Origin of the sequence: Serratia sp. 2880STDY5682894, from assembly GCF_001537385.1 — a bacterium.
In the GTDB taxonomy this organism is placed as follows: Bacteria; Pseudomonadota; Gammaproteobacteria; order Enterobacterales; family Enterobacteriaceae; genus Serratia; species Serratia nevei.
On record NZ_FCJA01000001.1, the window covers coordinates 785,902 to 800,649 of the forward strand.

General features: G+C 57.1%; 20 protein-coding genes. All 20 read right to left on the reverse strand.

Features of this window, described 5'->3' with window-relative positions; all coding sequences use genetic code 11:
* Positions 1 to 2 precede the first annotated feature (2 nt).
* Positions 3 to 407, reverse strand: coding sequence for a hypothetical protein (locus AWX27_RS25250; protein ID WP_060419442.1), 405 nt, complete (start codon positions 405 to 407; stop codon positions 3 to 5).
* On the reverse strand, positions 407 to 844 hold the full coding sequence (locus AWX27_RS03635; RefSeq protein WP_038875737.1) for a phage tail fiber protein: 438 nt from the start codon (positions 842 to 844) through the stop codon (positions 407 to 409). The genes AWX27_RS25250 and AWX27_RS03635 overlap by 1 nt, the downstream gene beginning before the upstream one ends.
* The gene (locus tag AWX27_RS03640; protein ID WP_060419444.1) at positions 844 to 2,328 is read right to left on the reverse strand and encodes a DUF3383 domain-containing protein; all 1,485 of its coding nucleotides are present in this window, start codon (positions 2,326 to 2,328) and stop codon (positions 844 to 846) included. The genes AWX27_RS03635 and AWX27_RS03640 overlap by 1 nt, the downstream gene beginning before the upstream one ends.
* Positions 2,309 to 2,860 carry a phage neck terminator protein gene (locus AWX27_RS03645; protein WP_060419446.1) on the reverse strand — a complete coding sequence of 184 codons (552 nt, stop codon included), beginning with the start codon at positions 2,858 to 2,860 and terminating at the stop codon, positions 2,309 to 2,311. The genes AWX27_RS03640 and AWX27_RS03645 overlap by 20 nt, the downstream gene beginning before the upstream one ends.
* Entirely contained in the window at positions 2,845 to 3,210 is a 366-nt protein-coding gene (locus AWX27_RS03650) for a hypothetical protein (protein ID WP_049194153.1), read from the reverse strand. The genes AWX27_RS03645 and AWX27_RS03650 overlap by 16 nt, the downstream gene beginning before the upstream one ends.
* On the reverse strand, positions 3,207 to 3,686 hold the full coding sequence (locus tag AWX27_RS03655; RefSeq protein ID WP_060419448.1) for a zinc-binding metallopeptidase family protein: 480 nt from the start codon (positions 3,684 to 3,686) through the stop codon (positions 3,207 to 3,209). The genes AWX27_RS03650 and AWX27_RS03655 overlap by 4 nt, the downstream gene beginning before the upstream one ends.
* Positions 3,687 to 4,157, reverse strand: coding sequence for a DUF4054 domain-containing protein (locus AWX27_RS03660; RefSeq protein ID WP_060419450.1), 471 nt, complete (start codon positions 4,155 to 4,157; stop codon positions 3,687 to 3,689).
* 3 nt (positions 4,158 to 4,160) lie between these two features.
* The gene (locus AWX27_RS03665; protein ID WP_060419451.1) at positions 4,161 to 4,505 is read right to left on the reverse strand and encodes a hypothetical protein; all 345 of its coding nucleotides are present in this window, start codon (positions 4,503 to 4,505) and stop codon (positions 4,161 to 4,163) included.
* A 3-nt stretch (positions 4,506 to 4,508) separates the two neighbouring features.
* Entirely contained in the window at positions 4,509 to 5,537 is a 1,029-nt protein-coding gene (locus tag AWX27_RS03670; RefSeq protein ID WP_060419453.1) for a major capsid family protein, read from the reverse strand.
* A complete protein-coding gene (locus AWX27_RS03675; protein ID WP_038875760.1) occupies positions 5,537 to 6,019 on the reverse strand; it encodes a structural cement protein Gp24 in 483 nt (160 codons plus the stop codon). Before AWX27_RS03675 ends, AWX27_RS03670 begins: the two co-directional genes overlap by 1 nt.
* A 1-nt stretch (position 6,020) precedes the next feature.
* Positions 6,021 to 7,346, reverse strand: coding sequence for a DUF2213 domain-containing protein (locus tag AWX27_RS03680; protein WP_060419454.1), 1,326 nt, complete (start codon positions 7,344 to 7,346; stop codon positions 6,021 to 6,023).
* A gap of 3 nt (positions 7,347 to 7,349) precedes the next feature.
* Positions 7,350 to 8,033, reverse strand: a complete 684-nt coding sequence (locus tag AWX27_RS03685; RefSeq protein ID WP_038875869.1) for a phage head morphogenesis protein — start codon at positions 8,031 to 8,033, stop codon at positions 7,350 to 7,352.
* Positions 8,034 to 8,073: 40 nt separating this feature from the next.
* The gene (locus tag AWX27_RS03690) at positions 8,074 to 9,618 is read right to left on the reverse strand and encodes a DUF1073 domain-containing protein (protein ID WP_060419455.1); all 1,545 of its coding nucleotides are present in this window, start codon (positions 9,616 to 9,618) and stop codon (positions 8,074 to 8,076) included.
* Positions 9,618 to 11,030: a PBSX family phage terminase large subunit gene (locus tag AWX27_RS03695; protein WP_156428553.1), complete on the reverse strand. Its 1,413-nt coding sequence runs from the start codon at positions 11,028 to 11,030 to the stop codon at positions 9,618 to 9,620. Before AWX27_RS03695 ends, AWX27_RS03690 begins: the two co-directional genes overlap by 1 nt.
* Positions 10,960 to 12,042, reverse strand: coding sequence for a terminase small subunit (locus AWX27_RS03700; protein WP_060419456.1), 1,083 nt, complete (start codon positions 12,040 to 12,042; stop codon positions 10,960 to 10,962). The genes AWX27_RS03695 and AWX27_RS03700 overlap by 71 nt, the downstream gene beginning before the upstream one ends.
* Positions 12,043 to 12,085: 43 nt before the next feature.
* Entirely contained in the window at positions 12,086 to 12,334 is a 249-nt protein-coding gene (locus AWX27_RS03705; protein ID WP_055312916.1) for an Acb2/Tad1 domain-containing protein, read from the reverse strand.
* A gap of 153 nt (positions 12,335 to 12,487) precedes the next feature.
* Positions 12,488 to 12,874: a DUF2570 family protein gene (locus tag AWX27_RS03710; protein ID WP_060419457.1), complete on the reverse strand. Its 387-nt coding sequence runs from the start codon at positions 12,872 to 12,874 to the stop codon at positions 12,488 to 12,490.
* Positions 12,871 to 13,494: a glycoside hydrolase family 19 protein gene (locus AWX27_RS03715; protein WP_049234535.1), complete on the reverse strand. Its 624-nt coding sequence runs from the start codon at positions 13,492 to 13,494 to the stop codon at positions 12,871 to 12,873. The genes AWX27_RS03710 and AWX27_RS03715 overlap by 4 nt, the downstream gene beginning before the upstream one ends.
* 3 nt (positions 13,495 to 13,497) lie before the next feature.
* Positions 13,498 to 13,833, reverse strand: coding sequence for a phage holin, lambda family (locus tag AWX27_RS03720; RefSeq protein ID WP_060419458.1), 336 nt, complete (start codon positions 13,831 to 13,833; stop codon positions 13,498 to 13,500).
* Positions 13,834 to 13,899: 66 nt separating this feature from the next.
* Positions 13,900 to 14,622: a Mom family adenine methylcarbamoylation protein gene (locus AWX27_RS03725; RefSeq protein WP_047730604.1), complete on the reverse strand. Its 723-nt coding sequence runs from the start codon at positions 14,620 to 14,622 to the stop codon at positions 13,900 to 13,902.
* Positions 14,623 to 14,748 lie beyond the last annotated feature (126 nt).

Sequence of the window (14,748 nt, forward strand, 5' to 3'; positions counted from 1 at the left end):
ATCTAGCGGCCGGCGGTAGCGAAAAAATCCACGTGCAGTTTGAACACCTCCGCACGCAAGTTAAGGCGTGTGGCCACTTCATCGATATCGGCTTCAATCAAGGGGCGGACCACGGTTTTATCCGCTGGATTCGGCACGGCCTGAACACAGGTCATCAACTCATCAAGCAGCGGCTTGGCCTCATCCGGGGGGATCTTCGAAATCGCCTTTAAGCCCTCAACAGCCATCGCCGCGATCCCCATGCTGCGTAAATTTTCGGGGATCTCGACGCCGCCGCGCCCCATCGCCATCAGCGCCCGCAAAGCCCACCATTCAGCCTGTGACGCCGACATTTCCTTGATATAGAAAACCTTGCTCTGATCGCGCCCGGCGGCGTCGATAGTGATAAACGTCTCTTTACGTGCCATCAGTTAAACGCCTCCGGAGTGATGGATTCCCATTCGATGATCGCCTGGCTGGCCTGCAGAATGCGGCCGGCATCCGGTAGCGCCTTCCACTGCTTCAGCACGCCGTTCACACATTTATATTTGCGCTTGAGCGCCGGCAGGATAACCGTTGCATTGCAGCGGAACACCGCCACGCTGGCGCGCGATGTGGTCGCCCAGGTATCGAACACGTCCCGGCTTTCCGAATCCGGCATAATGTAGATCGTCTGGTTGATGTTGCCGTAAATGAAGCCAGCCGATAACTTGCCGTCGGCGCCGCGCACCGTTTCCGCCAGGCTCAGCGCGTCGGTCCCGTAGATATTATCCGCAGCAAAACCCTGCAGCTGCACGCCTGACGGGTACAGGTTCATTACCGACAGCGTAATGATGGCGTCGGCAGAAGTGATGGTGTTGGACATTATTGAACCTCCGTCGATGCAATATTCAATTTCTGGATGCTGCCGCCGTCGCTGTACCACAACGCGCAGTTCGGGCTGGTGCGAGCAGGACGAAGGGCCGGCAGCATTTCACCGACATAGAGGTAGTACCCCGTCGCGAAAATTGTCGCCGACACGTCTTCCCCTACTGCGTTGCTGATCTCCAGTTTTTGCGCCGCGGACAGTGTCACCCCGGCACGAATGCCGCCCCATGCTTTAAACTGCTCGATCACATCGGTCATCGAGGTTGCAACCAGCGCGCGCCCGGCGTTGTTGTAGGGGATCGTCTTGTTGGATTTGAACAGCGCCAGCACCGCGCCCTGCAGGTTGGCGTTCAGCCAAATTTGCCCGGCGAAGCTGTCCAGCCATTTGAAATCGCCGGTGATCGAGCCATCTGCCCAATAATCCTCGACGATGTTATTGGCGGCGTACTTGCCGTAGAAGTTATAGCCATTGGCGATCAGCACGTCGTACTCATCCCCGCTGGTCACATCGGCCGCCAGCCCGTTGTATTCGCGGAATTTGAACGGCACGCGCCCTTCTGTGCGGGTAAAGTCCAGCGCAGCGGCATATCCCAATACGGATGCAGGTTTTTTGACGTCAGTGCAGAACACCGGCACGACACTCCCGTAATTGTTCACGGTGATGATCTTGTACGCGATGTGATCCTGATTGCCCGTAATTCGGGCTTTTTCGTTGGTGGTCCACGCCACATAGAAAAAGCGCTCCTCCTGCGCGCTGGCCCATGCGGACAACGCCAGGTGTTCATCATCCTTGCACTCGAAAACGGTCGAGAATGAGGCCCACTGCTGCGACTTGGCGATGATTGCCGTGAACAGCGCGGGAACCACTGCCGCCGGCGCCCCCTGGGAGATCTTGGCGCCGAAATCGCTGGTCATCTTCATGGGTGCCGCTGCTGTGCCGGTCGCATACGCGATAGTCGTCGCTTCCGGCTTGGCGCCTGCAGCAGTGATGATGAAGGCATTGTGCGTGGTGTCATATACCACCGTCGCCACGGCGGCCGTCAATGAGGTTTGCAACGCGGCGGCCGCCTCCGCAAAACTGGTTACCGCGCTGAAATTGACTTCCGCACTGGCATTCTTCCCGCTGATGCTGATCGTGAGCGTACCGGAGATTTTTTTCAGCTCCTCGACCGTCACCCCTTTGAACGATCCGCTGCGCAACCATGCGGCCGCCGGCGCGCGGTTGAATCGGGCGAACAGCAACGCCCCCGGAGATTTTGTCGCGTTGTTGTAGCCCTGAAAATACATGGATGCCATAACGTATTCGTCAGAGTCACCACCGAAATAATCGGCCACGCTCGAGGGTGACGAAAACGAAGGGACGTCGCCGATCGGTACGTAAGGGCTGTCGGTTAAAAGCAGGCCGTTGAGGTCGACCGCATTACCCACGGCGGATAGCACGCCCGGTTTGATTTTTACGTCTTTACTGATTGGAATTGCCATCGATGGACTCCGTTGTGGTCGTTTTGATGGTCACGTTGTCGAAGAACGCCAGAGGCGCACTGACCACCGGTTTGATTTGCGCGATGAATTCCAGCGTCCAGCGCGGTTCGTATTGCCACTCGCCGTTAATCATCGTGGTCTGACGGGGATCGCTACAGTAGAGCGGCGTTAAGACGCCCCCGGAGCAGCGAAAAGCGGAGGTGCCAAACTCCGAGCGGATCAGCGTGGCGAACATCAGGGAATTTCGCTCCGCGCTGTCGCCAAAGAAATCAAGCTGACATTCCCAGCGCGTGGTGCGCGTGATGTGTTGCGTACCCAGTCCGGCCGCCGGTGGCGGCGTGTACTTCACCACCGCCGTAGACAAACCGGCGGAATTCAGCGAAGTCATCGCGATAAATTCGCCCTGTGGCATCGGCACCCCGTTTTGCTGAGTGCGCTCGATCTGCGCATCAACAAAAAGCCCCTGGAGAAAATCGCCAAGGGCTTTATAGAGATCGCTTTCAGTGATCGAGAGCGTTACGTTTGCAGACATGCAACAACCCTCGTCCAATCCGGCCAGTTCTCCGGCACCGCCACCACAAGCCACGTTTCGCCCGCGATGACGAATTTGTCACCGCCGACCTGCTTCGGTCGGCTCACACCGCACCAGTTACCGTTCGTATAGATGGACGTGAACACCCCCTGAATATTCAGGTTGTCCAGGTGGCGGATATCGCCCTGGGTAACAGCCTGTTTTTGTACCATCATCGGAATGGGCGCGTCATAGGCCGGCGCCCGGGAATAATCCTCACGTTTTTCAGCACCGAGCGATCGATAAATCTGCGCCTCAACGAAGGGATTAACTGCGCCGACGGCGCGCGAAACAATACCGTGCAAATTCACTCATCACCTCCATCAACGGCATAGTCGACGCTGTTCTGCATGTGGCCAGTGTCGACCAGCGGCTTATCGAACCCTTTGCGCTTAATGGTCGATTCCGCCAACGGCGGAGAATTGAGCTCCCGGATAGAATCCTGCAGCTGGCTTTTTATCCGCTCCCCCATCAATCCAAGCGCTAACCGCGCGTCATAATTTGATGAACGGATAAGCTGCGAAAACTCACCGGGCCACTGCGTACTGTTGGCTGAAATCATGTTGCGGAAAAAAGGCCGCGGCAGCTGAAAATAGGACTCCCCGGCCTTGGTCATCACCATTTTTCCGAACTCGTTCGCGGCGGCCACCAGCGCAACCGGGGTCCCGTCCTCATAGGTCGCATCGGCCAAAAAACCCACCTTGAGGCTCTTGCCCGAAGACAGCCCTTCGGCAATTTGCGCCAGGCGCGCTTTAAACGCGGCACCGCCGCGAACACTGGCACCCATTTAGCGCCCCCGCCTGACCGGCCGATAGTAGTGGTCTGGATAGCGAGATGGCGATGAGCCCGGGTGATAAACCATCGTCCTGTAGGGTGCGGTCGCTTGCCAATAATCCGCGCCATAGGGAGTCTGCAGATACCACCATGACTGATCGTTACTGCCGGCGCTGTCCACCGATACAGAAACCGATCCCTCTGAGGCACTGGTAATGCGGCCAACAAGGCCGCTTCCCTGACCGCCCGACTGTCCTGAACCAAATCCACGCAACGCACAGAGATGAGCAACAAGCAGGAAAAATAACTGTTCGCGCTCTTTCAAATCCTGCACTTTGCTTTCATCGGTATTAACGAGGTAGAGGGTCGAGGCCTGATTGAACAGCGCCTCGAGCAGGTCATCACTTGGCGCCGATCCGCATCCCGTTGCAAACGCCGGGTAAAGCGCCCGAAATGCCTTGATGTTGAAAACCACGGCGCCCATGCATTACTCCTTCTTATTCATCGCTTCATCATCACGCTTGATCCCCGGCGCCGGGTTGTTCTGCGGCAATGGGTCAAGGCCTGACTTCAACTTTTCCTGCTCTTTGGCCTGCGCACGGGCGCTGTTGCCATTGTCCTGGGCGAAGATCACGCCTTTTTTTACATACGGCTGATCTTTGTGGATCTTCAGCCAGGCGTCCCACAGTTCCTTATCGACCGGTGTGAGGCCATAGCCGCCGATAATGCGCACATCTTCGCCGCGGTAACCCGCGACCGCCTGCTGATGGCCGTCGACTTCCAACACCAAACCGTTCGGCAATTTGCAGCCAACTGTTACTTGCTCTGCCATCTTTTAAACCCCCAACATTTGTACGTAAGCCAGCGGTTGGCGAATGATCGCCCCCCAGGTACCGGCGGATTTTTTCTGGTGCCAGGCTGAAGACTCCGTCACCACGGCGTGCGCGCGCATTTTCTCGGTGAACGCACAGTAACCGGTGTCGTTCTCCCCCAGACGCTCGGCAATCAGCTGAACCACTTCACCCGCGTCGCTGGAATACTCCACCGCCGTTTCAATGGTCATACCCGGGAAGTTTTTCTGCAGCAGGTCTGCAACGTTGACCTTGTATTGGTTGGTCTTCGTCAGGTTGGCTTCCGACAACGGAGACATATTCAGCTTCATCTTGTCGGTTCGCTCGACATGCCCTTTGGTCTGACTGACGAGCTGCTTGTACAGCTTGACGATGTCGTTATAAATCGCCTCGGCGTCCTTATCGTCCCATTTCAACTTACCGCCGACGTCAATCGGGGTAATCGGCGCCGATAGCGACGGATCGTTCAGCAGGCCGTAGTTCTGCAAACCCTCGATGCCGTAGAAGTAGGATTTATTCTGGAACTTGTTCAGCACCAGGGCAGACGCGACATTCAACTCCGCCGCCCAGCCGATGCGCGCTGCGCCGTACATATCCAGTTCGCGTTCACCCCAGCGGGTGTGCGTCTGGTAGTGGTAGCTCTGGCGCGGCACCCAGTTTGCGTTCGCGGTTACCATGCCGTTGTTGTTGTAGTCGCCGTAAGAGCTGGTGTCACCGGCTGATTCCACGATCGGGAATTGAGTGGTCAGCGTCGTCCAGTCGCCCTTTTTGGTTTCGCCCAGGATTTGGGCCGCTTTCATCGGTGTCACCAGCACGCGAATTAATTCTGGATCAACGTAGTTGGTGAAATAGGCCGGCACGCCGGAGTTTGAGACCGTTACCAGATTAGGCTGCGCATCCATCGCCAGCGCGAAATCGCTCGCATACTCCGGCGGCAGGTAAGCCTGCGCGCCCGGCAGGATGATGCCGTAATCGCGGCTGGCGGTAGCGTAATGCTGCTTAAATTTATTCATCACTTGCTCCAGGTGCTGATTTTGATACGTTCTTTGGCCGCCGCGGCGCTGGCCACCGAGAATGCCGTTTCCGCAAAGCCTTCAATGGTCGCGCCGGCCGCACCGGTAGCAATCTCGCCGGTGGTCAGTGACGCAAACACTTTTTGGCCGACAGTGGCCGCTGTCGTGGTAACCGCCCAGTAATCACCGCCGGTGTGCAGCGTGCACTCTCGCCCCGGCTGGATCACGTTAGACGCCGCGCCCAGCCATTCAACGATTGACGCCTGGCCATCGCGAGGAACAAACCCCGACGGCGCGCCAGTGCCTTTGTTCGATGCCACGCCCTTCACCACCCAGGCAAATCGCCCAATGGTTAACCCGTCGGCACCGGTGACCAATGCCCCCTCACCGGCCACATAGCTGGTGTATGGGTTGTTACTGGCAAAAGCCCCCTCAATACCCGGAGCCGGGTATTGGTTAATGCTCGTCTGAAATCCTGACATGTTAATAACCTCGTTTAAGTTTGCCGGCGGTAGGGAAGTCGGCAGCGAAAGACGATGCAGCCGCGGAGTCATGGGCCAGCTTCGGCGCCTTGACGGCCTGTTTTTGCTCTACGGCATACTTCACCATGCTGCGGTAAGCGCTTGGGTGTACGTCGGTGATATCGATCCCGGCCTGTTCGAGCGCGGTGCGGTAAACCTCCTCGGCGGAGTCCATCGCCACCACGTCACCAATCAGAGGACGCACCTCACTTTCAGCGGTGCGAACCGCCTGGAAGTTTTTCGCCGCCGCCTTGGTGGCGTTGTCAGCCGCCAGCCTGATAGCTGCGTCCATCGCCGGTTTGCTGACCGTATCGGGATTCGGTTTTACCGGGTCTTTTGCTGGATCGTCCGGGGTGTCATCCGCAGCCGGCATCAGTACCGCTTTGATTTTTTCCAGCACTTCCTCCGGCACTTTGTCGGACAACAGCGCCAGGATGCTTTCCAGTGGGTTTTCCGTATCAAACGCTGGCCCGTTCTCTTCCGGCTCGACCACTTCTTCGGCGGCCTCCATCAGTTCGGCAAGCTCGGCCGGCTCGATTTCCATATCCTGCGCCAGGCGGCCGGAAAACGCGGATTTGACCGCATTCGCGATCGCGTTGGGGCGTTTATGCTGGCCCACCAATTGCGTGAGGTCTTTCGGCGAGGCGTCTTGCGCCAGGCGAGGTTTGAGATAGGCGCCCAGCGCTGCGCGCATGGCGACACCCTTACGATTTAATTTCATGTTTTGTAACTCCTTCGGGAGGCAATCAAATACCAGCACATCGGATCCGGCCCGGCCGTCACCGACCAGCGCCACGTGGTTACCGACGATATCCCGCATCACGCCGTCAAATTTGACGCCATCCGGGGTAACGCCTGGGGTCATGTCAGCGACGTACGCATACGACGATGACAGTTCTCGTTGCTCGTCGGTCTCGATACCGGCGATGGCGGAGTTGTCCCAAATCGACAATCCGTTTGTTAGGTAGGTGCCATCAAAATCACTGTTGGCGTGCGTTGTCCCCACCCGAAGCTCACGCGCGGGCGCGCCTGGGTAATCAGGCTTGTGTCGGCAAAGGATGGGGATGTTATTGAAGGTTTTCGCTGCCTTGCGCAGCTCGTCGGGGTCGCGGTACAGCATGTACAGCCGGTCGGGCTCAAGTCCTAGCGCCTCGGAATTCGGGATTTCTCGCCCGTAATAGCCGCACACGTTGGCCTTGCTGATGTTGCTGCGTTCGACCTGCAGCCGTCCGACCTTATCAATTTGCCGCACCGAACCCCGGTCAAATGCCAGTCGTTCAGTCGTCATTCATTACTCCAGTCCCGGTAAAATCGCCTCCCATCCACACCTGCAACGTATTTTTTGCCCTGGCATGATCCATTCGCCATCGATAAACATGCCTTTGTCCAGATCGAACTCTTTGCCGTCGGCTTTCACATGGGAGATGCGCGGCTCTTTCCCTGCGTGGGAATGGCGCCAGCGCCCCCGGCGGATGCCAAGCGCACGCTGGCGCGCCGACTGCATGGCAGACGTTGCCTTGTTGTTCTGATCCAGCGCGATAAAAGCCGCCCGGCGCCGGGTGACGCCATAGCGCTGTTGCAGCTCTTTGGTAAGGGTGCCGAGATCACGCCCGCGAGATACCGACTGCATTACCAGCGTTTCGACCTGCGTAAGGTATTGCTGCGGAATGGAGCGGATCAGATTGACGTTCTCGGTGATGGTCGCCTGCAGTGCGTTGTTCATTTCCGCCGTCATTTTGAAGGGCACCGTGAAACCGGCCTGCTGCAATGCAGTGGAAAGCGAAGCATCGCTATTCTTCATCACATCAGAAGCGAAACGCTCAGCCAGTTTTCCGGCCAGCACATCGAATTTTTTTCGCCAGCGCCGCGACAATTTGCGCATGGCATCGCGCATCATGATCGCCGGTGAGGCATCCTGCGCCAGCCCGGTCTGCCGGTATTCGGCGCGCAGCCAGTAAAGCGTGCTGTTGTGCAGCTCCTGCACCGCCCTGTCCAGCTGCCGCCGGTACCAGGCCTCAATCCCCGCGTTGGGTCGGATCTGACGGAGGGTCTTTTTCCGACGCGCTTTTCTCGAGGTTGAAGTTTTCGTCGTCTTCGTCGTCGTCAATCTCAATCTCCCCGCTTAAATCCAGACCGCTATAGGGGCTGTTCGGATCAGAGGCCAGTTTTTCGCGCACCTCGTTATTCGTCACTGAGCCAATGGACTCGTAAATCTGGTCCGTCTCCGCTTCTGTTTTGCGGATGGCGGCCTGCTGTTCACGCGTCATTTCGTGCAGGGATTCGAATTCAAAGGTGATATCCGGATCGATGTCGCCAAACTCCGACAGCTGGATAATGTCCATCACGCGCTTTATCGGGTGCTTGAGCAATCTGGACGCGCCGGCCGCTATCGTGTCGTAGAACACCTTGATCTCGCCCTCGCTCGAGGCATTCAAACCCGTGGGGCTAAGGCCGGCGAACTTCACCGACGGGATCGCGCTGACAAAGAACATGTGCTCTTGTGCCTGCGCCTGCAGCGTGTCCAGCCCGCTCAGTGGCGTGTTGAACTGGAAGAACTCCTCCTGTTGCTTGTCCAGAATCAACAAGCCGCGCGTGTCCCGCGTGCGGTTATACAGCTCCGCGCGCTTGGCATAGTTGGGATCGTTCTTTCCGCTTAACGCATTCCCCATGTTCGTGAGGATGCCGCTCAGGGAGAAGGAATGAAGCACATCACCCACGCTATCGCGGGTACGCAGCCAGTTATTGACGTAGGGCTCGGCGATTTGCGTCAGCGACAAGCCACCGAAGTTATAGGCCGGCTTCAACATGTCAGGCACCGGCCGGGAAATCAGATCCAACATGCGGCTGGCGTGCACGGTCTTACCCATCACGAACCACTCCGCCGGCTTGTAGAAGTCATCGCTCAGCGGGTTATCGGCGTTGTAGATGCCTGGGTAGGTCCATACCGGCTCAATCACGCGAAAGCCCACCAGCGAGCCGGGCGTGATTTTTTTGTTGGACAGAAACAGCCGGGATTGCAGCTCCTCCGGATCCGTCCATGCGGACAAACCGCGCGGGGAACGCACATCGATGTATATCTGGCCGCGGCCGAAAAATCCGTCGTGCTCAATAGCCAGGCGGAAAACATCCTGCACCTTGTAGCGCTCCATCGCCTTAACGAGTAGCGCGATGCGGTCAGCCTTGCTTTCATCCCCGTCACTGGCCGCTTTAACCTTGATCCATTTGCGGGTCATTTCCTCGGCGATCACGCTCACCATCCGGCGATATTCCGGCAGCTGGGCGAGTTGCGCCAAATAGGGATAGCCAGGGAAGCCGCCGAAAACGTAATCGGGGTAGCTGCCGTTCAGTGAATCGTATGGCGTTGCATCCATCGCAAGAATCGCACTGCGGATACCGTCAGGGATAACACCGGCCGGCGGTTCGTATTTCTCGAACTCACGCCGCTTTTTGTGTCCGACCTCGGCGAGCATCTCGTCGCTGATCGCAATCCCTGGCGATTTTGGCGCCTCCTGCACTGGCGGCGCCTCACCACTCGTTTTTTTTCGCTTAAAGGGCCACATCAAATATTCTCCAGGAAGTCATCGGAAATCACGAGCGGCATCTCGATCGGCGCAAAGGCCATAATGAAAGCGTCGGCGACGTTCGGGGATGGAATGTCGCGCTTTTTCAGATCGTCTTTCGTTTCCACTTTCACGCGCCCGTTTTTATCGAAATCACGTTTCGGCGTGGATAACTCAAATTTGAGTTTGTCCAGCAGCGGACAATCGGAATCGATGCTGATCAGTTGGTCGTCAGTAAAGCTCTCGCGTTTTTCCTTTCCGTTGATCACGTTGTACGTATTACGGAAGCGGTCAGCGACAAGCCACCAGGCCTGCGCTTTTATATTCGCGAAAAAATCTTTATTGGTGATGCCTGGCTGATATTCACGCTCTGGCTCGAAGACCGCGCCGCCGGCGTTAAATTTGAAATACTCGATCGCTTCCGCGCCCCAATCACTGGCGTTTTCACGTTCCTCGTTTATTTCGGCAAACTTAGAGCCACTCGATGCACCAACGCCGATGCTGTCGTAAACGATGGCCGCATCATGCTTCAACGCAACGTTGTACGTGCGTTTACAGCTTTTCATCAGCTCGTCTTCAAGTGCTTTCCATTCATCAGCCCAAAGCGCCACCGAACCATGCGCATACACGTTGGCGCACTTATCAGCGCCGCTGTCGGCAACGTCAAAGCCTACGCGCCGGCGGCCGGCCGGTTCGATGTTGAGCGCCTTGTGAGAGTCGACAGCGGCTTCTATCCACGAGAGCTTGATAATGGCTTCATCGTCGTCCGTGCGAGGCACGCCGAGATAAACGTGCTCGAACATTTCCTTATCGCGGGCCTTGGCCGCCTCGATCACGTTCATGATGGTGCGGCTGAGGAACGGGTTTTCGTCGAAATTTATTTTTCTGACCAGCGTTTCAGGCGGTGGCGTAACAACGAAATTTCGCCAGACAAAATCTGTCGTTAAACGCGGGTTGAACAAAAACCAGCACTCCGATCCTTCCTTACGGATCGTTGGCTCCAGAACTTCCCATTGAGCCTCGGTCATGGCGTGCGCCTCTTCGTTCCAGAGCACATCGATGCTTTCCAGCGACTTGATCTCGTCAACGTGCCGCCACAACCCGTAAAACATGAATTCACTGCCGGTAAACCGGTTGATGATTTTGTTGTCCAGGATGCGGAAACGATGACGCAGGCCAAACCGCTCGATCTGAATTTTCAGCAACGCGTACACCGATTCCTCAATTTTGTTTTGGATCTGGCGCGTGCATAAAAAACGCAGGCGGTATTTGTCGCTCAGGAACGTCGCAAAGCCGGCGGCGTCCCATGACTTCGATGAGGTTCGCCCACCGTATAAAACCTTATTCCTCGCCTTTGTCGTCCAGAACTGCCGGAGCGCTGGATTCAGGCTTGCTTTGTCCAATATCTGCATAGAAATCGTCGAGGCCTCTCGGTACATCACTCGCCGGATTATTCAGATCCAGTTTCGTGATGAGTTGGATCAACATGGCCCGAGCGGCTTTCTTATCCTCCGTTTGGATCTCGATGCCGAATTTCGTTTCCTTCACTCCAGTGAAATAAAATCGCGCGTCGCCGACATGGTCCCGGGTGTCGTGGATGTGGACATAACCTTCACCCTCACCGTTGCAATGCGGACAGTCCGGGTTGGGATCCATGTTTTCGATAAACCCAATGCCGCCCGACAAATCCGGCGGAGGCCTGTTGTCGGCCTCGGCTTTTTTTTCGGCCTTAAGTTGCTCGCTCAGATCTCGCCACTGGTATTTGTGTCCCTCACCCCAGCAGTAACGACAATTCACTCGCCGGTACTGCATCAGGTCGTTCGGGTCAGCTTTGGTTATTGCCACCAGCTGATTTATCAAATCGTCGAGGTCTGCCTGGTAGCGCTTTGCCGTTCTTTCCTGCAGGTCGCGAATAGCACGCCGAACGTTATCCCTTCTGTACAGACGGCTGGCGCCCACATAGGCGGTGTTCCCTGTACCCTCGTAGCCAGCTAGGCGGTACGCTTCAACCCTGCTTTTACTCACAACGCACCAATGAACAAACCACGCCTGCTGCAACGTCAGTCCGTATTCATCAGGATCAACCGTCAGTTCCACCTCGCCTTTTTCTGAGGTTTTTTCTGTCGCTTTTTGCTTGGTGCGCACCTTCTCTTTTTGCGTACCTTTTTTGCGTACCTGCGTACCGGGTTGCGTACCAGTTTTCTCACTGCGTACCCACCCATGCTTTTTGGCCCGCTTTCTAATGGCTGCTTCACTGATGCCGTATATCTTTGCCATCTCACGGAGAGAAAGCTGACCGGCACAGTAATCGCGCTCAAGGCCGCTTTCTTCCGGTTTCGACATGGCGTTACTCCATAAAAAAACCACCAGCGGATAATAGTCAGGGTGACCGGGCAGGATCCGTTGATGGTTTTGCTTGCGCATTATCGATGGCACTCAGTGAATGCCACCTGTAATGCAGATGGTGTTAGCAATCAGCATCCGGCTTCGCCACGGACCGGCAAGCGGCCATACAAGCTCGCTTCATATCCATCTCAGCCTGGCGAGCCCAATCCGTTGCTTCCCAATCGGCCCGGACATCGCCAACATGCTCGCGCAGAAGTTTGATGAACTGGCGGCTGATATCTTTGAATTGATTCATCTTCCCGATTTCGCCAAATGACAGTTCACGATACCCCGTTACAGTGCTGCCATCTTGCGGCTTAGCTTCGCTCATTTTTTTCTCCCGGCGGCTTCCCGCCATTGGTTCAGCGTGGCCACCTGGCCGGCGCAGATTGATAACGCTGTTTGAAGAGCCAGCGCGTGGCTGCCGATATCCCCCCAGGTATCGCCCTGCAGTTTTGGTTGCTCGCAGGGGGTGAACACCGATTCAGGGGGAAACAGCACGAGCGGCGCCGGCGGTTGTGGTGTCCGTTTCGCGCAGGAGGCCAAGAACAGCACCAGGAGCAGTGCGGCGGGCGCACTCGTCATTTTTAATGGCATCCTGATATTTCCTCTGGTAGTTTTCGCCCTGCTGGCGCAGCTGCTGCTCTCTCCGTTGCTGTTCGGCCATCATTGCGCGATTACGGGCGTCATCCGCGCGCAGGGTGGTGATTAGTCCTGCCTGTTGCGCCAGCGTCTTCTGCTGTTCTGCAGCCTGCTGGCGTGCCAGCTCCAACCGGTGCGACAACAGCGAGCTGTAACCACCCAGCAAGATGGCCACCACCAGCAGAAGCAACATTCCCCCGCCGGCCAGTTTTGAGAGCCAGCCGCTCATGCCAGTGCCTGGCGCGCACGCTCAAATCGTTCTTTGCGGTCTGCCAGCCCGTTATTGCCGCCGTTGATCAGCAGCGTCACCCGTTCGACGTCGCCGGCGTACTGACCACAATTCCGCGATTTCCAGAACCAGCCAGCGGAGCGCATCGCGTACTCGTCTTTTTCCAGCAGGTCAGGCACCAACAGCAAATCGGTTTTGATGCCGGCGCTGCAGGCGCGATAATTGTCGGCGCCGGTGATCTGGATCAGGCCGCGCCCGCGGTATTTCCAACCGTCCCCGGTGGATTTGTTACCCAGGCGGCCGCCGTAAACGAGATTTGCGATCGCCGCCTGGCGGTTCACCGGTACCACCGATTCGCCGCGCTGGCGCCCCAGCATTTTGCATTGCTCCGCAGTTAGCCGTTTGCCAAACGTCGATTGCAGGCCGGCCACGCTGTAGTTGAACGATTCCGCGACCGCGGTGAAACCGGCCGACTCATGCCCTACCTGAGCAATGAACATTGCCTGCGCCACTGGCGAGGTGATGCCAAACTCGGCGAACGTCGCCTCCAGATGTGGAAACCAGCGCGCGGCCAGTCCGGCGCCAATACCGGCCGCCTCTTTGAATTGATCCTGAGTCATGAATTATTCCTGTCGTGGGGAGCCTGTGCGGTTGCTGGCGATGCGGCGCAGCATATTTCCGAAATAGTCGACGCCGGCATAGCCGATAAACATGCTGCCGAGATAGGCATAGGTGGAATCCCAGCCGAACGCGGCCAGGCAGTCTTTGATGAAATAACCAACCATTGCGCACATGGCGGCGTCAATTAGTCGGCGAGTCCATCCTTGCTGGCCAACGTATGCGCTGCGCAGTAACGCCATTACCGCAGCCGTGGCCGCATAGCCGCCTCCCTCCTTGTGGGCAGCAAGCCATGTGAGCAACTGCCCCCACACATCGGGGTTTTTGTCAGGCATTTTCATGTCCTCCCCCTGTCGGGGCTGGCCCGATCTCCGGGTGATGAAAAAGAAAACCCGGCTGGTGCCGGGCTAGGGTGAATTCTCAGGTTTCGGGTATGGCTTCGGGCTGAACAATTTCGTGTTAAGCCGCCGGCGCGCCCGCTTGTTCAGAAAGCGGATATACCTGAACTGATTAAATGTGTGTGCGGTGGCGCGGTGTGCGTTCGCCTGCAGGAAATTTCCACGGGCGCCAGCCTTGCGCCCTTTCGTCGTCATGGCGATCTTGTGATACCACTCTCCGTCGAGCTCGTAGAACGTCGTTTGATGGCTGCCGACGTAATCGAAATTGCTCGCCTGATACACGACGCCGAACCTGCCACAGCGTTCGTCGGCGAACGTCTGCACCCAATCCACAGCGGGATAAAGCAACTTGATGGTTTTCAGCGCATAGCTGATTGCGCGTGATTCGGTATTGCGCGGCATCCGGTCATGCACCCAGAGCCGGTTTAACTCCATGTATTCGCGGTTGCCGGTGCCGGTCACGACGCGCGCCCCGCTGCTCGGGTTCATCGCGTAGCCCCACTGCATGACGCCCACCAGCTCGCGGCCGTCAAAAATACCCAGATGCAAATAGGAGTTGTTCACTACGCGCTTGCTGTAGTGAAAATGGCTGATCACCAGGCGGGCAAGCCAAACCGGGATCGTTGCTACGTGGAGATCGTCGCATCCAAAACCGACGGTTTCGCCAGCATAGACGATCGGCGCCGGCTTTCCGCTGGCACGTGATACAACTGCATTAACGTGATTTTTCAAGGTCTCGGCACTCCAATAGGCGGGTGTGCTCGTGACTGTTGACGCGGGCATACAGCCCCGGAGAGCGGCAACTTTCCGGGGCGCCCATCTGGAGCGGGAAATAAAAAAACCCGCGCGCGGGCGGGT